Source organism: Acidimicrobiales bacterium (genome assembly GCA_033344915.1).
Taxonomy (GTDB): Bacteria; Actinomycetota; Acidimicrobiia; order Acidimicrobiales; family Aldehydirespiratoraceae; genus JAJRXC01.
In genome coordinates this window covers 2,447,454-2,466,607 of the sequence record JAWPML010000001.1, presented here as the reverse complement: position 1 = coordinate 2,466,607, position 19,154 = coordinate 2,447,454, and the positions used below count along the sequence as shown (strand labels likewise).

Sequence of the window (19,154 nt, the reverse complement as noted above, 5' to 3'; positions counted from 1 at the left end):
GACGTCTCGGACGAGGCGGATGCCGTGGTCGAGGCCGAAGCCGCGGCCGACGCCGAAGCCGACACCGCTGACGCCTGAGCCAGCCGATGGCGCTCGACGCTGATCGTCGAGCCCAGCTCGAACGGGCCCGCGCCGAGGGTCTGCTGCGTCGTTGTTTCGACGTCGATCCCGCCGCGCTCGAGATCACCGCGGCACCGTTCGGGACCACCGCACACGACGGTGACCGGGCGTGGGTCATCTCGATGAGCGACGACCTCGCCGCGCTCGGCGGCGTCCTCGTCTGGCTCGACCGCGCCCAGCCGGCATCGCTCGACCTGGTCGTCGACCACCACGCCGGTGTGCACGCCCGCCGTACCACCGTGCTGGCGCCCGAGATCCGGGTCCACCGCGTCGAAGGCGACGGCATCGTCGCGGTCGACCCCGAGCCGGTTCCGCCGGCCCTGCCGTGCCCGGACGACGCCGCCCATCTCGAGTCGATCCTCGTGGAGGCAGATCTCGACGTCGTCTGTGAGGACGGCATCCTGCGCGGCGAACTCGCCGGGCTCGAGGTCGCTCGCATCCTGCACGGTCCCGATGGACCGGTGCTCGAAGCCGGCGTCGGACGCTTCGATCGCGAGGCCGGCGCGCTGTTGCACGCGGGGCGAGACCCCCGTGAGTCGGTGAGGGCCACGGTCACCCAGGTTCGACCCCACCGCACTCCCGGCGCCCCGTCCCACGCGGTCAACCGGCTTGCCCGTGAGCGCTGGTTGCGCCACGAGGTCGCCGCCGCCCCCGATGCCGTCGACATCGACCTGCCCGCACTCGTCGAACCGATCCCGCCGCGGACGAGCCTGCTCGAACAGGTCCCGGCGGCGCTGATGGGGATCGATGGCGACCGCTCCGTCCTGGTGGTGTGTTCGGTCGGCGTCGATCTCGGCCTCGTACCGGCGATCGCCGATCTCCTTGTGGTCCACTCGCCCGACGAGGTCCGCGTCGTTCTTCCCGAACGGGATCGCCTGCCCCACCTCGAACGGCTGATGGCCCGTCTCCCGGTGCCGACCGGCTTCCGGTCCATCCCCGTGCCGTGGGCTGACTGAGCGACGGCCCGAGTCCTGGGCCGTACGACCCACTTTTCGCTAAAGGACGCCGGTCCGCGCCCCGAAGACCATGCCTAGGTGTGGCTATCGAGGAGTCCGGACATGAAGAAGTGGGTCGCAGCAGCCGCGGTGTTCGCGCTGTTGGCTACGGGGTGTGAAGAAGCGTTCAACAATGCGTCCGGCGGAATGGACGGTGCGCAGGAGCTACCGCCCATCGATCGCGAGCAGACGGGTGTCGAGCGCAACGTCGACGCGACGGCGCTCGGCGACCCCCGCCAGGCGGTACCCGGCGATCCGCTGACGCTCCCGGCTCCACCCCAGGTGTCGGTTCCGATTCTCGAGACGGACGGTCTGACCCTGATCTGGGCGACCGATCGGAACGGCCCCGTGGCGGGCGATCTTGCCAGCGCCACCATCGGACAACCGTTCGAGGTGCGACTCGAGGTGACCGACGAGACCATCGACCGGGTCGAGTGGTACATCGACGACGTTCTCTTCCGCGACGACGACATCCAGGCGCCGTTCAACCTGCGCTACACGGGCGTGCTGCCGATCGACGGCGAGTTCGACTCCGACCAGGGACTCGACAACTCGTGGTTGTTCGAGCCGGGTGAGACCCACACGATCCAGGCGGTCGTGCACCGCGGTGACCTCTCGGTGACGATCGAGGCCGAGTTCACGATCGAGGGCGCCGACGCGCCGACACCGCCGCCGACGACGACCACCGCGCCGCCGGCTACGACGACGGCGCCGCCGGCCACGACGACCACCGCGCCGCCGGCGACCACCACGACAGCGCCGCCGGCCACGACGACGACCGCGCCGCCGGCCACCACGACCACTGCGGCGCCGCCGTCGGAGGACGGGCGCCCGATCGTGATGGCGGATGCGAGCACGGTGCTGGACCAGCCCAACACGATCTACGACTTCAACTTCTCGTCCCCGGGCGAGGTCGTCATCGAGGCCAGCAACGTCGAGGCCCGCAACATCCGCGGTGGTGGCGCCCGTCGCATCGGCGTGCGCAACGGTGAGAGCATCACCGACTCGGGGTTCCGGAACTTCGAGTTCACGTTCGCCCACATCCAGATGTCCGACGGTGCGACGATCACCCGGCCGTACTTCATCGACGGCACCGACGTGAACAGCCAGCCCAACGTCGGCGACGGCGACATCATGCAGCTCTTCGCCTACGAGGGCGACATCGTCGATCCGCTGATCGACGGGGTCACGATCTACGGCAAGCGCCGCCCCAACGGCTCCGATGCGCACAACGACGGCATCCAGTTCACCGGGATGTCGGGCGGCGAGGTCGTCAACCCGACGATTCGCAACTCGACCGTCTACGGCGCGTCGTCAGCGGCCATCCAGGCCAAGCACGTGGTCGGCCTGTTCACCATCGAGAACACCACGCTCTCGGAGGAGTTCGAGTCGTACCACGCGGTCATCGCGAAGCCGGGCAACAGCTCGTCGCAGATGCTCTGGCGCAACAACACCCTCCTCGACGGCGCCTCCGTGGCGGCGACCGACGGCTGGTCCGTGCACCCGAACAGCAACGGCGTCGGCGGCAACGTCACCATCAGCTGAGGGTCTGCGGACCGTCCGCGGGCGGCCGGTAGGCTCGCCCGCGATGGTGGCCACCTGTCCTGCGTGTGGCTCGGCGAACACCGAGTCCCTGATGACCATTCCCGCGATGCCCGTGCACGTGGGCCTGCTGTGGACCTCGCGTGACGCCGCCACCGGCTGTGACCAGGCCGAGATGGCGCTCACGCTGTGTGCCCACTGCGGCTATGTCTGGAACGCGGCGTTCGACATCGAGAAGATGGATTACGAGCAGGACTACGACAACGCCCTGCACCACTCGCCCAAGTTCGCCACGTGGGAGGCGGACCTCGCCGAGGGTCTCGTCGAACGCCACGGGCTGCGGGGCCGGCGCCTCGCGGAGATCGGTCCGGGCGACGGCCGCTTCCTCGCCAACCTGGCGATCGCGGGCGGCAACACCGGCATCGGCTTCGAACCCGGGCACAACCCGGACCGCGTGTCGGAGCTCGTGGCCCAGGCCGACGTGGAGATCCACGACGAGTACGCCGACGCCGACAGCCTGCGGGGCCACGACGTCGATTTCGTCTCCTCGCGCCACGTGCTCGAACACCTGCCCGAGCCGATGATGCTCATCGACACGATCCGGGGCGGGATCGTGGCGGGCGGTGGCGTCTACATCGAGGTGCCGAACTTCGCGTGGGCCCTCGACCGCGGCGCGTTCGAAGACCTGATGTACGAGCACTGCGGCTACTACACGCCGGAGACACTGGCCCACCTGATGAGCCGGGCCGGCTTCTCCGACATCGTGGCCGCCCCGACCTTCGACGGGCTCTTCGCCGCCGTCGAAGCCGTGGTCGCCGACGGTGTCCCCCACAACGATCCGATCGACCCGGCGATCGTGGATCGCATCCGGGCCGACGTCCATGCCCTGGCCGCTCGCATCGACGCCGTGAGCACCGAGTTCGCGGCGCGGCGCGACGGCGGACAGAAGCTCGCGGCCTGGGGCGGAGGAGCCCGTGCCGTGGGCCTGCTGAACCTCGTACCGGACGCCGATGCGATCGAGTGGGTCGTCGACATCAACCCCCGCAAACAGGGCACGTTCGTGACCGGCACCGGCCACGCCATCGTTGCGCCCGACACGCTCCGTGACACTCGCCCCGACGCCGTGCTGGTGGTGAATCCTGTCTACACCGACGAGATCGCCCGAATGCTCACAGACCTCGGGGTAGATGCCGACTTGATCAGCATCTGAGAGGAGTCCGTTTCCCCCATGGCTGGACAAGCAGAAACCGCGTCACTCACCGGCGGCCCGTGCCGCTTCTGCGGTACCGAGTTGACCGAAACGTTCATCGACCTCGGCAAGTCGCCCCTGTGTGAGACCTTCCTCACCCAGGAGCAGTTGCTCGAAGGCGAGAACTTCTACCCCCTCCATGCCTGGGTGTGCCACGAGTGCTTCCTGGTGCAGCTCCAGGAATTCGTGAGCCCGGACGAGATCTTCCGCGAGTACGCCTACTTCTCCTCGTACAGCAACGCCTGGCTCGAGCACTGCTCGAACTATGTGGACCAGATGACGGACCAGCTCGGCCTCGGCGCCGACTCGATGGTCGTCGAGCTCGCGAGCAACGACGGCTATCTGCTCCAGTACTTCCTCCAGAAGGACATCCCCGTGCTCGGCGTCGAGCCGGCCCTCAACGTGGCGAAGGTCGCGGAGGAGGAGCGGGGCGTGCCGACCCGCACCGAGTTCTTCGGCAAGGAGTTCGCCTCCAAGCTCGCCGAGGAGGGCATCCAGGCCGACCTCGTGCTCGGCAACAACGTCATGGCCCAGGTGCCCGACCTCAACGACTTCGTGGGCGGCATGCCGATCATCCTGGCCCCCCACGGCACGGTCACGATCGAGTTCCCGCACCTGCTGCGCACCATGGACGAGAACCAGTTCGATCAGGTGTACCACGAGCACTTCTCGTACTTCTCGCTCGTCACCACCGAGCGGATCTTCGCGGCCCACGGCCTGCGGATCTACGACGTGGAGGAGCTCTGGACCCACGGCGGCTCGATCCGGATCTACGCCTGCCACACGGACCACTCGCTCGAGGAGACCGACCGCCTGCGCGAGCTGCGCCGGCGCGAGCTCGACCTCGGCACCGAGACGCTCGACTACTACCGCGACTTCGCGGCGCGCATCGTGAACCTGCGCCACGACGTGCTGACGTTCCTCATCGAGGCGAAGCGGGCCGGCAAGCGGGTGGTCGGCTACGGCGCCCCGGGCAAGGGCAACACGCTGCTGAACTACATCGGGATCCGCGAGGACCTCATCGAGTTCACCGTGGACCGCAACCCCTACAAGCACGGCCGGTTCACCCCGGGCACCCACATCCCGATCCACGACCCCGCGATCCTGGAGACGGAGAAGGCCGACTACATCTTCATCCTCCCGTGGAATCTCACCGACGAGATCACGAAGCAGCTCGCGCATCTGGGCGAACAGGGCACCCGGTTCGTGCGTCCGGTGCCCGGCCTGACGATCCTGGGCGGGGAGTAGACGATGAAGGTCGTGCTGTTCTGTGGCGGGCGGGGGATGCGCATGCGCGAGTTCTCCGAGAGCATCCCGAAGCCGATGGTGCCGGTCGGGCCCCGGCCGATCCTGTGGCACCTCATGCGCTACTACGCCCACTACGGCCACACGGATTTCGTGATCTGTCTCGGCTACAAGGGCGACCACATCAAGCGCTACTTCCTCGACTACGAGGAGTGGCTCTCGAACGACTTCGTGCTGCGCGGCGGCAACGGTTCCGGCGACGTCGCCGTGGAGATGCTCAACACCGATCTCGACACCTGGAACATCACGTTCGTCGACACCGGGCTCGACTCGAACATCGGGCAGCGGCTGGTCGCGGTGCGTGAGCACCTCCAAGGCGAGGAGATCTTCCTCGCCAACTACGGCGACGGCCTGTCCGACTGCCCGATCGATGTCATGGTCGACGAGGTAGCGGCCGACCCCGAGATCATCGGCAACTTCCTGTGCGTGCCGCCGAGCCAGTCGTTCCACGTCGTCGAGATCGACGACGACAACCGGGCCACCGACTTCGCCGAGGCCGACGCCGCGGGCGTCTGGGTCAACGGCGGGTACTTCGTCTTCCGCCAGGAGCTCTTCGACTACATCGAGCCGGGGGAGGAGCTCGTCTACGAGCCGTTCCGTCGACTCATGGACGAGCGCCGCCTGCTGGCCCATCGCCACGAGGGCTTCTGGATGGGCATGGACACCTTCAAGGACCGTCAGCAACTCGACGACATGCATCAGGCCGGCGCCGCCCCGTGGGAGAAGTGGACCTAGCGATCATGCTGTCCCTCCTGCCCGCCCCGACCGACGAGCCCCTACGGGTGCTGTGTCTCGGCGCCCACGCGGACGACATCGAGATCGGCGCGGGAGCGACCCTGCTGAGGTTGCAGGCCGAGCGCCCCGTCGTGGCGAAGGCCGTGGTGTTCAGCGCGACGGCCGACCGGACCGCGGAGCAGGAACGGGCGTCCGCGATGCTCTTCGAGAAGGCGGACGGCTACGAGCTCGACATCCACGGGTTCCGCGAGAACCTGTTCCCCGACCAGTGGGCCGCGATCAAGTCGGTGCTCCACGAATCCAGCGCGTTCGCGCCCGATGTCGTGTTCACCCATCGCCGCGAGGACCGCCACCAGGACCATGCCACCGTCGCCGATCTCACGTGGAACGCCTTCCGCGATCATCTGGTCCTGCAGTACGAGATCCCGAAGTACGAAGGCGATCTCGGTTCGCCCAACGCCTATGTACCCGTCGACGACGCCGTGATCGAGCGCAAGGTGGAGATCATCCGCACCGCGTTCGCCAGCCAGGCCGACAAGGCGTGGTTCGACGCCGACACGTTCAAGGGCCTGGCCCGGATCCGCGGCGTGGAGTGCAACCAGCGTTGGGCCGAAGCGTTCCACAGCACGAAGTTCATTCTCTAGCGAAGCGAGATTCCCCCCCACATGCGCGTCCTCGTCACCGGTAGCGACGGCTACATCGGTTCCATCCTCAGTCCCATGCTCGAGCGGGCCGGCCACGACGTGGTCGGCCTCGACACAGGTCTCTTCCAGCATCTCACGTTCGAAGCAGGGAACTTCCAGGACAACACCGCGCCCGCGACGACCTGGGGTGACGTCCGCGATGTCGGGGCCGAGGTCTTCGCCGACGTCGACGCCGTCGTGCACCTCGCCGCGCTGTCGAACGACCCGCTCGGCAACGTCGATCCGGATCTCACCTACGGCATCAACGAGCGGGCCTCGGTGCGGATGGCCGAACTGGCGAAGGCCGCCGGCGCCCAACGGTTCGTGTTCGCCTCGTCCTGCTCGCTCTACGGGGCCGGCGACGGAACCCTTCTGGACGAGACCGCGGCGTTCAATCCGGTCACGCCCTACGGCGAGTCGAAGGTGAAGGCCGAGTTCGCGATCTCGGAGCTCGCCGACGACCGCTTCCACCCGACCTACATGCGCAACGCGACGGCCTACGGCTCGTCGCCCAAGCTGCGCATGGACCTGCTGATCAACGACATCACCGCCCGCGCCGTCGTCGAGGGCCGCATCGTGCTGATGAGCGACGGCACGCCCTGGCGACCGTTCGTCCATGTGGCCGACATCGCCCACGCGGTCGAGGCCGTGCTGTCCGTCGACGACGTCGAGCGGGTCCACGATCGGCCGTTCAACGTCGGTCGGACCGAGGAGAACTATCAGGTCATCACCGTCGCCGAGATGGTCGCCGAGGCCGTACCCGGTGCGGAGATCTCCGTGGCCGAGGGCGGTGGCGCGGACAAGCGCGACTACAAGGTCGACTTCACCCGTATCGCCACCGAGCTGCCCGAGTTCCAGCCGAAGTTCACGGTTCGGTCCGGCATCGCCCAGATGGCCGAGGACTTCCGTGACGCCGGCCTCGACATCGACACGCTGTTCTCGGACCGGTTCATCCGGCTCAAGCGGCTGGATGCGCACCAGAGCGCCGGCCGCCTCGACGACACCGTCCGCTGGACCGCCGGTCACGCGCCACGATGACCGTCGTCTGCCGCAGCTGCGGTCACACCGCGCTCGCGACAGTGTTCGACGCGCCCTCGGTTCCGGTGGAGAACTCCCGGCTCTACGCCGACGAGACGGCGGCCCGGGCGGTGGCCCGCGGTGACCTCGTCATCCAGCAGTGCGAGCGCTGTGGGTTCGTGCAGAACTCGGCGTTCGACCCGACGCTCGTCGTCTACGACGACGACTACGAGGACGCCCAGGGACACTCGGCCGTCTTCCAGGCGTTCGCGGCGCGGGTCATCGACGAGATGATCGACACGTATGACCTCCGGGGGGCCCGGGCGCTCGAGATCGGCTGCGGGAACGGCGACTTCCTCCGCCGGTTCTGCGCCGCGTCGGGTGGCACGGGGGTCGGGCTCGATCCGGCGCTCGGATCCGACGCAGGCGTCGACGGCGCGGTCGAACTCCGCGCCGAGTCGTTCACCACCGGGTCCGGCCACTTCGACGCGGATGTGGTGATCTGCCGTCACACCCTCGAGCACGTCCCCGACATCGCCGACTTCCTGACCCTCATGCGCACCGAGCTCGCCGACCGGCCCGAAGTCGTGCTGTATCTCGAGGTGCCCGACACCGGCCGCATCGCCGACGAGGCCGCGTTCTGGGACGTCTACTTCGAGCACTGCAGCTATCTCGACGAGCCCGGGTTCACGGACCTGCTGCGGCGCAGTGGATTCACGGTCGTGCAGTCGCGCCTCGACTACGACGGCCAGTATCTCGTCACACACGCCCGGCTCGGGACGTCACAGCCACTTGTCGCCCGCGACGAGCAGCTCGATTTCAGTGCCTTGGCGGCGAGCGTCGACCACTGGCGGCGATGGGCGGACGAGCTCGATCGCCACGGTCACCGCGCCGCGGTGTGGGCCGCGAGCTCCAAGGCGGTGGCCTTCCTGGCGGCCGTCCCGGACTTCGTTCCGGTGGTGGCGGTCGACATCAATCCGGCCAAGGCCGGACCTCACCTCCCCGGCTCCGGGCTCGGTGTCTGCCGACCCGACGATCTTCCGGGGTACGACGTCGATACCGTCGTGGTGATGAACCCGGTCTACATGGACGAGATCCGCGCCGAACTCGATCGCGTCGGCGTGCAGGCCGAGCTGGTGGGGTTGGGCGCATGAGGCGCGCCGCCGTCCGCCTCGCAGCGACGTTCGTCGCCCTGGCCCTGGTCGCGTCCGCGTGCGGCGACGACGGCGAGGTGCCGGTCGAGCTCACCGACGTGGTGGTCAATCGTGAGCCCGTCATCCTCATCCCGCCGCAGGCGGTTGCAATCGACATCGACGGCGACGGCACGGAACAGGTCAGCCTGGACGCGAGCCGCAGCACCGACCTCGACGGCGAGGTCGTCGACTACCGCTGGAGCCGCGGCCTCGACGATCTGGCCTTCACGCCGACGCACACCGCCGACTTCTCCGTCGGCGAGCACGTCGTCACCCTCACCGTCACCGACGACGACGGTCTCTCCGACATCCAGACCATGGTCGTACGCGTTCTCGAGCCGTACCAGGGGACCGCAGGCAGTCCGCTGGTCGACCTGTGGCTCGGCGCGGAGCTCAACGCCGGCGATGGCGTGGCGCAGCGCTGGCTCGACATCCCCGGCAACGTCAGCGACCCCGACGGCATCGCGTCGGTGATCTACAGCCTCAACGGTGAGGCCTCGGAGGGGCTCAGCCTCGGTCCGAACGACCGGCGCCTCGTCCGCGACGGCGACTTCGTGATCGACATTCTCCGCGAACGCCTGGTCGAGGGGACCAACACGGTGGAGATCCGCGCTGCGGACAATCTCGGCGAGGTGACCACCGCCCTCGTGCAGATCATCAACGAGCCGCTCGAGGACGTGCCGCTCCCCGGCGAGATCGACTGGACGCAGCAGGGGCTCGACGGACTGGTCGAGGTGATCGACGGGCACTGGAAGATCGACGGCACCGACCTCGTGATCGACGCCGACAGCCTGGGCTACGACCGACTGCTCGGGATCGGCGACGTCGGATGGACCGACTTCGACGTGGAGTTCACCATCACGATCGAGTCGATCAGCGAAGACTTCAATGCGTCGACGTCGACCACGCCCGGGTTCGGCATGCTGCTGCGCTGGAACGGCCACAACGAGAGCTTCACCCCGGGATCGCAGCCCCAGCAGGGCTTCCGCCCCGACGGCGGCAACACGGACACGCCCTACGGAGCCTTCCCGTTCTACGCCATCGAACTCGAGGGCGATGACGTGCTCGAGATGCAGGACCCGAACGGCGTCGTGAGGACGCGCGACTTCAGCCAGCAGGTCACCGTCGGGCGCACGTATCACTTCCGGGCGCAGGCTCAGTCGATCGTCGGCAGCGGCGGCTCCGTGTTCCTCGCCAAGATCTGGCCGGCTGGTCTGGAGGAGCCGGCCGAGTGGACGGTCAGCTATGTCGCCGGCACCGGTCCCGAGGAGGCGAATGCGGGCAGTTTCGTGATCGTCGCCCATGAGGTCGCGGCGCGCTACTCCTCGGTGCGAATCTCCGAGGTGACGGACGAGGACCGCCTCGACGACGCGGCCATCCAGGCGCTCAGGGACGCACAAGTCGGCTGAGTCGGCGCACCCCGCGCCGGACCTTCCAACCGATGAGATGGCGGGCTTCGCCGAACAGCACGCGGGGCCGGCGGCCCGTACCGCTCCATCGGAGGATCACCGACCGGGCCGCCCGGCGTTGGGCGGGGGTCAAGGGCGCATCGCCGACCGCGGACCAGAACCCGCCGAGCAGCTTCGACTCGGGCGTGGCCGGTCCCGTCGCGGTGGGGTCGAACCACCGGCGGCGTGACTCGTCGTCAGGGTTCGCCCGCACGGACGACGTCGCGTGGACTCGCCGGTGGAAGGGCGCCTCGACGGGGACGAGCCGCCCGCGGAGCGCCATCTCGACGATCAGCACCTTGTCCGAGCCGCCGTAGGGTCGGATCGCACCGGTCGAAGCGAGCAGGTCGCGACGCATCAGCCCGAGGACGGGGTTGCACACGTGCAGGTGCGAGTGCATCGGATCGTCGAAGAGCTCGCGGAGTCGCACTACCGGATCCGCGCTGTCCGTCCAGAACGACGCGGACGGGTCGACGGTGGGGCTGCCGGAATCATCGATGAAGGCAGGGGTGCCGTACGCGATCGCAACCCCCGGGGCGTCGTGGGCGGCGATCATCTGGGACAGCAGCGGCGGTGACCAGAGGTCGTCGTGGGCACACCAGGCGAAGAAGTCGGCGTCGCTCGCCGAGAGGAGGCCGTTGAAGTTCTCGGCGGCACCGATGTTCTCACGATGGTGCATGACCCGCACGGTCGGCTCGGCGGCGGCGAGGCCGTCGGCGATGATCCGGCTGCGGTCGGTCGAGGCGTTGTCGGAGATGAGGATCTCGTCCGGCGGGCGGGACTGCGTCAGCAGGGCCGCGATGCACGACTCCAGATAGCGCTCGCCGTTCCACACCGGCACGCCCACGGTCACCGACGTCATCGGGCACCGCCCGGAAGTCGCCGGCTGATCGGTCCGAAGGCCGTGGCGGCGTCGGCCCGCACGGCCCGGGCGACGTGGGCTGCGGCCCCGAGCGGCTTGCGAGGCAGGTCGTGGCGGGCCAGCGAGAGATGACCACGGGCGAGCCTCGTCGCGAGCATCGCCCGGTGCTCAGCGTCGAGTTGATCCCCGTGGCGAGCGAGCACGTCGTCGTACAGAGCGACGGTGTGGTGCCAATAGCGACGGGACCGGGTGCCCATCGCGTCCATCTGGCGGTTGCCGGTGGTGTCGTCGTCCGTCATCTGGCAGCCGGTGCCGGCCACCGCACACATCGGTTGGCCGATTCCGAGCCGGAGGAAGATGTGGGTGTCGTGGCGGGATCGTAGCTCGGGCCAGAGGCCGTCGACCGAGTCCCAGGCGGCGCGGGCGAACACGGAGGACTGCAGCATCGTCGGTTGGCGTCTCCGTACGACCCAGTCGGTTGCATCTTCGGTGAGTTCCCAGTCCCCGGTCAGCGCGAAGTCGGCGAGCGCGAACAGGGAGGCGTCGTCGCGATCGTCGACCGGTCGGCTCGTGTCGTCGAAGTAGACGCCCGCGGCGCCCCCCGTTGCATCGATGGCGGCCGTGATACGGGCGAGGTGGTCGGGGAACCAGTAGTCGTCACTGTCCAGGAACGCGAGCCACTCGGCGGTGGTGTGCGACGCCCCGATGTTGCGCGCCACAGCCGCGCCGGCGTTGTCGATGGTGTCCACCCGGACGCGATCGCGGTACGGGGCCAGCCGCGCGACGGTGTCATCCGTGGATCCGTCGTCGACGACCAGGATCTCATCGGGAGGTCGGGTCTGGTCGAGCACGCTCTCGACGGCGCGCACGATCGTGGTGGCGCGGTTGAAGGCGGGGATGATCGCGGCGACGGACACGGTGCGGGAGGTCATGACAGCTCGGTGGAGGACTCGGCGGAGGGGGCGTGCGGACTGGCGTCGGCGCGGCGAACCAGCCGGAGGACGTCGTCTCGTACGGCGGGAATCAGCGCCACGAGACCGAGGTACACCGCGGACGTGACGGCGCAACGGACGACGAGGCGGACGACGACCGGCCAGTCACCGCTCGGCTGGGCGACGAGCCACCAGAGGCCGAGCAGCGAAGCGCCCGCGGCGGCGATCGGGGCGAGTCGCACCAGGACGCCGATCGGGGAGACAGGGATGAGACGCCCGACGATCGCGACACCCAGCAGGCCGAGCGGCAGGCCGACGATCACGATCGAGGCGGCCACGCCCTCGATGCCCCACCGCACACCGACGATGAAGCCGGCGACGGAGACGGCCGTGGTGGTCAACGACCACCAGAACTGCCAGCCGGGATGTCCCATGGCCACCATGGTCGCGCCGCCGTTGCCGAAGACCAGTCGCAGGATGCCGGCGACCGCGATCCACTGTGTCGCGGTGACGGCGGACGACCATTCGTCGCCGAACGCCCACGGGATCGCGTCGTGCGACGCGAGCGCGACGACGACCAGCGGACCGGTCACCATCGCGGCGATGGCCCGCTGGCTGCGGTAGTAGAGATCGGCGACGGCCGGCCGGTCGTGCTGGAGGCGGGAGAACGTCGGCAGGATCGTGCGGGCCACCGTCTGGCCGACGACCTGGAGCGGAAGCGACAGCACCCGGTACGACAACGAGTAGTCGGCCAGGGCGACCGTGCCCTCGACGCGGCCGATCACCACGTTGTCGCCGTTGCCCGACGCGAAGTTGACGATGTTCGTCCCCAACAACTTCGCGCCGAACCCCGAGAGCTCGCGGACCTCGGCCCGGGAGGTCCGCCACTCGCGCCGGCGCTCGACGTAGAGAATTCCGATCAGGGTGACGGCATCCATGACGATCAGTTGCCAGACGATCGCCCAATACGAATCGGTGACGATCGCGGCCGTGATGCCCGCAGCCGACCCGGCGACCGCGCCGGCCAACTCGGCCCGGGCAAGTGGCGCGAAACGCATCTCGCGCATGAGCAGGCTCGAGGGGACGATCGCGAACGCCTTCAGCAGGACGAGCACCGCGAGCACGCGCAGGACCGACGTGAGCTCGTCGGTGTCGAAGAAGTCGGCGACGAGGGGAGCGAGGCCGAGCGTCAGCGCGGACACCAGCGCGCCGCTGCCGAGGGACAACCAGGTGGCGGCGCCGATGTCGCCGGTGGTGAGGTCCTCCTTCTGGACGAGGGCCGTGCCGAACCCGAACTGGACGAAGATCACGACGAACGTCACGTAGACGGTCGCCATCCCCATGATGCCGAAGTTGGCCTGTCCGAGCATGCCGGCGAGCAGCAGCGCGGTTGCGACGCGGATCCCCTGGCGGCCGCCGAGTGACACGGCGTTCCAGCGCACGGACGATCGGATGCTGGTCATGCGCGCAGGGCGATGTCGAGGGCGGTGGCATGGCGTCCAGCCCAGGAGGCGTCGTCGACGTAGGCGCGGCGGGTCGCCTCGTCGTCGGGGCCGCGTTCGGCGGCCGCGCGGGCCGCCTGCGCGAAGCCGTTCGGGCCGGATGGGGCCACGACGATCGCCGCATCGCCGGCCGCCTCGGCCGCGATCGGCGGGAGGTCGACGGTGGCGACGGGAATCCCGGCCGCGCGGTACTCGTAGAGCTTGAGCGGACTCATGGCCTCCGTGAGCTCCGTCCGGGCGTGGGGGATGAGGCCGACGTCCGAATGGCGCACGATCGCCGCGAGCTCGGCTCGGTCGGCCGCGACATGGAGGACGGCGCCGAGGTCGGTGAGTCGGGCCCGACGCTCGTCGTCGCGGCACGGCCCGACGAGCAGGATGGTGCCCTCGCCGTCGACGAGGTCGGTCAGGAGGTCCTCGTCGATGCGATCGTCCACCGTGCCGACATAGGTGAACAGCGGGCGGGGGAGCGCGGCCAGCGATTCGGGGAGCGGTCCGGGATCGGTCCACTCGCCCGGGTCGATGCCGTTGGGGATCACCTCGGCGGGCCCGGTCGGCCCGATGCGCTCGAGAAGGGGCGCGCTGACGGCGAGCACGCCACGTGCGGTGGCGCGCAGTCCGGCGTAGGCGGCCTCGTAGGCTGGCCACCAGGGCCGCCGAGGAGGAAAACGTGACCAGTCGTCGCGCCCGTAGTACGTGACGGGGCCGGCCCACTCGAGCGGCGCCAGTCCGGCCAGCAGCGGATCGAAGGTGACGACGGCGGGTGAGGTCATGCCGGCGCGATCGGCCGCCGCCCGGATCGCGGCGTCCCGGCGTAGGAGCTCCGCCCGGATGGCGTCCACCTCCACGGCCTCCCGGCGCGTCCAACGGTGGGGACGAAGATGGGGCCGCGGAGAACCGAGGGCCGGGGGCCACGATGTTCGCCCGCGCCGCCACTTGGCCGGGACCCACCGGGGCGCGTCCACCACCAGCACGCGATCGACCCGGTCGCTGCGCACGAGGGTCTGGAGCATTCGTTCGGGGGGTCGGACGAGACCGCGCGCCGCCGCATCCGCCAGCGTCTCCGTGGAGAACGTGAAGACGACATCGCGCGGTTCGCTCATCACAGCCAGTCTCGTCTCAGTCGTCGTCGAGCGAACGGACCACCCGAGCCGGCGCGCCGACGGCCACCGACCGATCCGGAACCGTTCCCCGCACGACGGAGTTCGCGCCGATGATGCTGCCTCTGCCGATGTCGGCCCCGGGTAGGAGCACCACGTTCTGTCCCAGCCATGCCCCGGCGCCGACACGCACCGGCTCGACGGAGCTGATCCCCTGCTCGTGGATCGCGATGTCGTCGGCGGTGAACGCGTGGCCGTGATCTGCGACATAGACGTTGCGGGCGAGGAGCGCGCCCTCCTCGATACGAATGCGCGCCGCGCCGGAGATCACGCACATGCCGGACATGCGGACGTTGTCACCGATGTCGATGACGATGTCCGGCTGCGGTTCACCGCCCGGTTCGGGATCGACGACCTGCAACCAGGACGCGGCCCCGATGTAGACACCGGACCCGATGCGGATGCGTTCGACGCCTCCGAGGCGAACGGGGTGGGCGAGCACGCTGTGGGAGCCGAACGAGGCGAACGCGCCCCGCACGAGGGTGGACACGAACTTGTCGCGCGCTCGGGTGTAGGCCTGGTGGAGCCGGTAGCCGCTACGCATCGATGAAGTCCCGGATCGTGTCGAGGAGCCGGGGCGAGGTCTCGGGTGCGGTGGGGGTCTGGGCCCGTAGTGCGTCGCGCCGGTCGATCAGGTCGTGCAGGTCGGCGATGGACGCTGCGACCCAGATGCCGGGTCGATCGCCGAAGTGCCGTGCCGTTGCGACCTGGTGATCGTTGCGCGTCTCGCGGCGGGCGCCCTCGCGGGCGAAGATCACGAGCGGCGCACCCAGTTCGAGACAGGTGATGATCGTGCCCATGCCGGCGTGCGCGACGACGAGCTCGGCGTCCTCGATGCGGGTGCGGAGCTCGAGCGGGTCGACGAGGGGCACGTGGGCGAGGTGGGTCGGCACCGGGACCTGGTCGCCGATCTGGGCGAACACGTCGGCGTCGGGGTGGGCGGCAGCCCAGTCGTCGACGGCGTCGACCAGGCGGGGGAACGGCATCTGCGCGCCGACGGTCACGAGGATCACGCGACCGAACCCTCGTAGCGGGGCCCGTCCTCCGTCGCGAGATGGGGCCACTGGGTCAGCCACAGGTCGGCGAGCCTGCCGGCCCGTCGTCCGGACATCGAGATCTCCTCGCAGTTGGCGATCGAGTCGACCCAGATGCCGCGGGCGCGGACGAGCTTGCCGAGTTGCAGGGCGAGCACCCCCGGGGCGGCGCCGGTCGAGATGATGACCTGCGGGCGATGGCGCAGGACGGCCCAGAGGAGTTGGAGGGTGAGCTTCACCATCTTCAGCCTGTCCCAACGGGTCGCGTCCTCCACCACGATCAGCCGGTCATCGGCGTCGAGGTCCGCCCGGTACTGGTCACGGACGGTGACGAACGTGACATCGTGATCCCGCAGGGCGGGACGGAGCCGTAACAATTGGACCCAGTGCCCACCGCCGGAGGCGACGGCCATGACCCGGCGTGGTGATTTTCTGCTCATGTGCCACCCCTCCCGGCCTCGGACCCATTACATTGCACTTTGGTTACGGACATTACGTGTCGGTTGCGGGCACCGACGGAAACCACACCCCCAGTCGGCAAACAAGGAACCCATTCAAGTGCACCGTAGGGCTCTCGCGATCATCGCCATCCTCGCATCTCTCGCTGTCTCGCTGGTGGTGGCCGCATCGCCGGCCGCCGCGGCGAGCACCTGGTACGTCAGCACGACCGGATCAGGCACCGCCTGCACGTCGTCGAGTCCGTGCGGCTCGTTCGAGGCCGCCCTCGGCAAGGCCAAGCCGGGCGACACCGTCCGGGTCAAGGCCGGAAGCTACGGCCTCCAGGAGATCGACCGCAGCGTCAGCTGGAACGCGGCGTCGGCCAACATCACCTTCCGGCCCCACAGCGGTTCCGGCACCGTCACGGTCGGGGGCATCCGCAGCCATGTCCCGTCGCTCACCTTCACCGGCTTCATCGACACCGGCGTCATGTACTTCCACCCGGGTGCCGACGACAACCATGCGGTCGGCAACACGATCGACCAGGCCTACGTCACCGGCGCCGACGACACGCTCTGGCAGGACAACCTCATCGACCCGGCGACCAACGGACCCGACGCGATGCAGGTCAAGGGTCTCGACGGTGACAATCCCGTCGGCGTCACCATCATCGGCAACGTCCTCGGTCCGCAGCTGCTCGAAGGCGATTCCCACACCGACTGTCTCCAGATCCTCGGCGGTGACGACATCTATGTCGCCCGCAACATCTTCTTCCCCTGTGCGGACAAGTCCATCCAGATCCGCAGCGGGGCCGGCGGCACCGTCGGCAGCGTCCTGATCGAGTCGAACTTCATCAGCGAGTGCGCGCCGCGTACCACCCTGTGCAACGGGTACCACGCGGTGACCGTGTCGGCCGAGGGCAACGACATCCGGTTCGTGCACAACTCGATCAACGGCTCCGTCGGTCTCTCCTCCGGTTCGGTGTCCGGCGGCGAGGACGACCTCCACTTCTACGGCAACATCGCGGCCGAGATCCCGTGCACCCCCCACACGGACTGGAACCTGATCGACGGCAAGACCTGCGGCAGCAACGACATCAACGGTCGGCCGAACTGGGTCGACCCCGCGTCGACGGTTCAGGATCTCCATCTCGCGACGGGCAGCAAGGGGATCGGCGTCGGCAGTCCCCACGTGCCGTCGATCGACATCGACGGCCAGGCCGGCTGCTCCGGCGACCTCGGTGCCGACCAGACCTGCGGCTCGTCGAGCAGCGGAGTGTCCAAGGAGATGAGCGAGGCCATCGCCTGGCTCCATGAGGTCGGCATCACCACCGAGGGTCCCGGCGCAGGGGCGTTCGGCCACCTCGACACCAACACCCGGGCCCACACCGTCACCTTCCTGTGGCGGGCCTACGGTCGACCGGCCGAACCGCGTGCCGCGCGACCGAGCGATGTGATCGCGAACCAGTGGTACACGCCGCCGGTGCGGTGGACGATCGCGACCGGCGCCGTGACGGGCTATCCGGACGGCACCTTTCGGCCTCACGACGCCATCTCGCGTGGCGACTTCGCGCTGATCCTGTGGCGAGCGGCGGGGTCGCCGTCGGCGCCGAACGTCAGCCTGACGGACGTCAGCACGAACGCCTATTACTACGAGGCCATTCGCTGGGCGAACGACGTCGGTGTCATGAACGGCTTTGCGGACGGTACCTTCCGTCCCGATGACCCGATCATTCGCGGCCACGTCGCACTGATGCTGTGTCGGTTCTCCGACGAGGTCTCCCTCCCCGTGGGTCGCTGCGCCTGACTCGCCTTCTCGGCGCCGCGGTCACCGCCGCGCTCCTGATCGGGTCGTGCAGCTTCTCGGCGGAGGGCGACACCCAGGTCGCCGCGCTGCCGGCGGCGTCGGACGCCGCGCCGACCTGGTGGTTCGACGCGCCGTGTGATCCGGCGACGGCCGCCTGCCGGCCGCCCCTGCCCGCCGACCCGCCGCCGGCGACGGTCGAACTCGAGGCGGGGCACACGGCGTCGATCGACCTCACCGACGCGGATGCGATCGTGGTCGGATCGCCCGGCGCAACCATCGGGTCCATCGAGGTGTCGGCGCCCGGTGTGCGCATCGTCGGCGTCGACGTCGAGGTGATCGTCGTCAACCCGAACGCCGATGGCGCGTCCATCGAGTCGAGCCGCATCGGTCAGTTGTTCGTCAACGGAGCCGACGGCGTGCTCATCCGGGGCAACCTCATCCGGCCCTACGAACTCGGACCGGATGGGGTCCAGATCAAGACGTTCGACGGCGACACGCCGGAGAATCTCCTCTTCGAGGCGAACGTGATCGGCCCCCAGGATTCCGACGGGGAAGCCCACACCGACTGTGTACAGATCCTCGGCGGTGACCAGATTCACTTCGCCCGCAACGTGGTGCTGCCGTGTGGCGACAAGGCGTTCCAGATCCGGTCCGGCGCGGGGGGCGTCGTCGGCCATGTCAGGCTCGAAGGCAACGTCATCTACGAGTGTCCCGAGCAGCGCGTCGGGTGCGAGGGATTCCACGCGATCGTGTGGGCGTCCACGGACACCTCGGTCCTGGAGCTCGTGCACAACACCATCCGGGGCTCCGTCGGTATCTCGTCGGGCGGCTCGACCGTCGACCCCGGCGACAACCTGATCGCCTCCGGCAACATCGTCGCATCGTTGCCCTGCACGCCGGCGACGGTCGAGAATCTCACCGTGAGCAACGAGCCCTGCGACGCGGGCAGTGTGCAGGCGGACTTCCCCGCGTTCGTCGACGATGCCCCCGACGTCGGAGATCTCCGCCTCCTGGACCCCACCGCGGTGCCGGTCGCGTCAGAGCCCTTCGGCCCGTCGATTTGGGGTGACGGCATCTGCGCGGCGCCGCGATTCGGCGCCGCAATCGCGTGTTCCTGACCGACTCAAACGAGAAAC

At 69.0% G+C, this 19,154-nt stretch carries 18 protein-coding genes; 11 read left to right on the top strand and 7 right to left on the bottom strand.

The genetic code is table 11. The features are described 5' to 3' along the window. Positions 1–86: 86 nt before the first annotated feature. The 9 genes from R8F63_12005 to R8F63_11965 all read left to right on the top strand — a co-directional run bounded on the left by R8F63_12005 (position 87) and on the right by R8F63_11965 (position 10,248). Positions 87–1,076: a hypothetical protein gene (locus tag R8F63_12005; GenBank protein ID MDW3219326.1), complete on the top strand. Its 990-nt coding sequence runs from the start codon at positions 87–89 to the stop codon at positions 1,074–1,076. A gap of 102 nt (positions 1,077–1,178) precedes the next feature. Continuing rightward, the gene (locus tag R8F63_12000) at positions 1,179–2,660 is read left to right on the top strand and encodes a hypothetical protein (protein MDW3219325.1); all 1,482 of its coding nucleotides are present in this window, start codon (positions 1,179–1,181) and stop codon (positions 2,658–2,660) included. 106 nt (positions 2,661–2,766) lie between these two features. Next, positions 2,767–3,867 carry a class I SAM-dependent methyltransferase gene (locus tag R8F63_11995; GenBank protein ID MDW3219324.1) on the top strand — a complete coding sequence of 367 codons (1,101 nt, stop codon included), beginning with the start codon at positions 2,767–2,769 and terminating at the stop codon, positions 3,865–3,867. 18 nt (positions 3,868–3,885) lie between these two features. After that, positions 3,886–5,154 carry a class I SAM-dependent methyltransferase gene (locus R8F63_11990; GenBank protein MDW3219323.1) on the top strand — a complete coding sequence of 423 codons (1,269 nt, stop codon included), beginning with the start codon at positions 3,886–3,888 and terminating at the stop codon, positions 5,152–5,154. 3 nt (positions 5,155–5,157) lie between these two features. Beyond that, positions 5,158–5,946, top strand: coding sequence for a sugar phosphate nucleotidyltransferase (locus tag R8F63_11985; GenBank protein ID MDW3219322.1), 789 nt, complete (start codon positions 5,158–5,160; stop codon positions 5,944–5,946). Positions 5,947–5,951: 5 nt separating this feature from the next. Next, entirely contained in the window at positions 5,952–6,590 is a 639-nt protein-coding gene (locus R8F63_11980; GenBank protein MDW3219321.1) for a PIG-L family deacetylase, read from the top strand. Between the two features lie 21 nt (positions 6,591–6,611). After that, on the top strand, positions 6,612–7,667 hold the full coding sequence (locus R8F63_11975; protein MDW3219320.1) for an SDR family oxidoreductase: 1,056 nt from the start codon (positions 6,612–6,614) through the stop codon (positions 7,665–7,667). Continuing rightward, on the top strand, positions 7,664–8,800 hold the full coding sequence (locus R8F63_11970) for a methyltransferase domain-containing protein (protein ID MDW3219319.1): 1,137 nt from the start codon (positions 7,664–7,666) through the stop codon (positions 8,798–8,800). The genes R8F63_11975 and R8F63_11970 overlap by 4 nt, the downstream gene beginning before the upstream one ends. Then, on the top strand, positions 8,797–10,248 hold the full coding sequence (locus tag R8F63_11965; protein ID MDW3219318.1) for a PKD domain-containing protein: 1,452 nt from the start codon (positions 8,797–8,799) through the stop codon (positions 10,246–10,248). The genes R8F63_11970 and R8F63_11965 overlap by 4 nt, the downstream gene beginning before the upstream one ends. On the opposite strand, the gene R8F63_11960 is transcribed toward R8F63_11965, so the two are convergent. The 7 genes from R8F63_11960 to R8F63_11930 are packed head-to-tail and all read right to left on the bottom strand — an operon-like array spanning position 10,226 to position 16,214. Beyond that, on the bottom strand, positions 10,226–11,149 hold the full coding sequence (locus R8F63_11960) for a glycosyltransferase family 2 protein (GenBank protein MDW3219317.1): 924 nt from the start codon (positions 11,147–11,149) through the stop codon (positions 10,226–10,228). The genes R8F63_11965 and R8F63_11960 overlap by 23 nt on opposite strands. Continuing rightward, positions 11,146–12,081, bottom strand: a complete 936-nt coding sequence (locus R8F63_11955) for a glycosyltransferase (GenBank protein MDW3219316.1) — start codon at positions 12,079–12,081, stop codon at positions 11,146–11,148. The genes R8F63_11960 and R8F63_11955 overlap by 4 nt, the downstream gene beginning before the upstream one ends. Then, on the bottom strand, positions 12,078–13,544 hold the full coding sequence (locus R8F63_11950) for a lipopolysaccharide biosynthesis protein (GenBank protein ID MDW3219315.1): 1,467 nt from the start codon (positions 13,542–13,544) through the stop codon (positions 12,078–12,080). The genes R8F63_11955 and R8F63_11950 overlap by 4 nt, the downstream gene beginning before the upstream one ends. Then, the gene (locus R8F63_11945) at positions 13,541–14,683 is read right to left on the bottom strand and encodes a glycosyltransferase (GenBank protein MDW3219314.1); all 1,143 of its coding nucleotides are present in this window, start codon (positions 14,681–14,683) and stop codon (positions 13,541–13,543) included. Before R8F63_11945 ends, R8F63_11950 begins: the two co-directional genes overlap by 4 nt. Before the next feature lie 16 nt (positions 14,684–14,699). Further along, entirely contained in the window at positions 14,700–15,284 is a 585-nt protein-coding gene (locus tag R8F63_11940; GenBank protein ID MDW3219313.1) for an acyltransferase, read from the bottom strand. Then, positions 15,277–15,753, bottom strand: a complete 477-nt coding sequence (locus R8F63_11935) for a glycosyltransferase (protein ID MDW3219312.1) — start codon at positions 15,751–15,753, stop codon at positions 15,277–15,279. Before R8F63_11935 ends, R8F63_11940 begins: the two co-directional genes overlap by 8 nt. Further along, the gene (locus R8F63_11930) at positions 15,750–16,214 is read right to left on the bottom strand and encodes a hypothetical protein (GenBank protein ID MDW3219311.1); all 465 of its coding nucleotides are present in this window, start codon (positions 16,212–16,214) and stop codon (positions 15,750–15,752) included. Before R8F63_11930 ends, R8F63_11935 begins: the two co-directional genes overlap by 4 nt. A 118-nt stretch (positions 16,215–16,332) precedes the next feature. On the opposite strand from R8F63_11930, the gene R8F63_11925 reads away from it, so the two are divergent. Further along, entirely contained in the window at positions 16,333–18,018 is a 1,686-nt protein-coding gene (locus R8F63_11925; protein MDW3219310.1) for an S-layer homology domain-containing protein, read from the top strand. Further along, the gene (locus tag R8F63_11920) at positions 17,970–19,136 is read left to right on the top strand and encodes a hypothetical protein (protein ID MDW3219309.1); all 1,167 of its coding nucleotides are present in this window, start codon (positions 17,970–17,972) and stop codon (positions 19,134–19,136) included. The genes R8F63_11925 and R8F63_11920 overlap by 49 nt, the downstream gene beginning before the upstream one ends. The last annotated feature ends 18 nt before the right edge of the window (positions 19,137–19,154 follow it).

What these genes read in the sequence shown, in the direction of transcription:
- R8F63_11955 (MDW3219316.1), bottom strand. Translation starts at nt 12,081, where the DNA reads ATGACCTCCCGCACCGTGTCCGTCGCCGCGATCATCCCCGCCTTCAAC.
- R8F63_11945 (MDW3219314.1), bottom strand. Translation starts at nt 14,683, where the DNA reads ATGAGCGAACCGCGCGATGTCGTCTTCACGTTCTCCACGGAGACGCTG.
- R8F63_11995 (MDW3219324.1), top strand. Translation starts at nt 2,767, where the DNA reads ATGCCCGTGCACGTGGGCCTGCTGTGGACCTCGCGTGACGCCGCCACC.
- R8F63_11985 (MDW3219322.1), top strand. Translation starts at nt 5,158, where the DNA reads ATGAAGGTCGTGCTGTTCTGTGGCGGGCGGGGGATGCGCATGCGCGAG.
- R8F63_11940 (MDW3219313.1), bottom strand. Translation starts at nt 15,284, where the DNA reads ATGCGTAGCGGCTACCGGCTCCACCAGGCCTACACCCGAGCGCGCGAC.
- R8F63_11970 (MDW3219319.1), top strand. Translation starts at nt 7,664, where the DNA reads ATGACCGTCGTCTGCCGCAGCTGCGGTCACACCGCGCTCGCGACAGTG.
- R8F63_11965 (MDW3219318.1), top strand. Translation starts at nt 8,797, where the DNA reads ATGAGGCGCGCCGCCGTCCGCCTCGCAGCGACGTTCGTCGCCCTGGCC.
- R8F63_11975 (MDW3219320.1), top strand. Translation starts at nt 6,612, where the DNA reads ATGCGCGTCCTCGTCACCGGTAGCGACGGCTACATCGGTTCCATCCTC.
- R8F63_11990 (MDW3219323.1), top strand. Translation starts at nt 3,886, where the DNA reads ATGGCTGGACAAGCAGAAACCGCGTCACTCACCGGCGGCCCGTGCCGC.
- R8F63_11980 (MDW3219321.1), top strand. Translation starts at nt 5,952, where the DNA reads ATGCTGTCCCTCCTGCCCGCCCCGACCGACGAGCCCCTACGGGTGCTG.
- R8F63_12005 (MDW3219326.1), top strand. Translation starts at nt 87, where the DNA reads ATGGCGCTCGACGCTGATCGTCGAGCCCAGCTCGAACGGGCCCGCGCC.
- R8F63_11930 (MDW3219311.1), bottom strand. Translation starts at nt 16,214, where the DNA reads ATGAGCAGAAAATCACCACGCCGGGTCATGGCCGTCGCCTCCGGCGGT.
- R8F63_11960 (MDW3219317.1), bottom strand. Translation starts at nt 11,149, where the DNA reads ATGACGTCGGTGACCGTGGGCGTGCCGGTGTGGAACGGCGAGCGCTAT.
- R8F63_11950 (MDW3219315.1), bottom strand. Translation starts at nt 13,544, where the DNA reads ATGACCAGCATCCGATCGTCCGTGCGCTGGAACGCCGTGTCACTCGGC.
- R8F63_12000 (MDW3219325.1), top strand. Translation starts at nt 1,179, where the DNA reads ATGAAGAAGTGGGTCGCAGCAGCCGCGGTGTTCGCGCTGTTGGCTACG.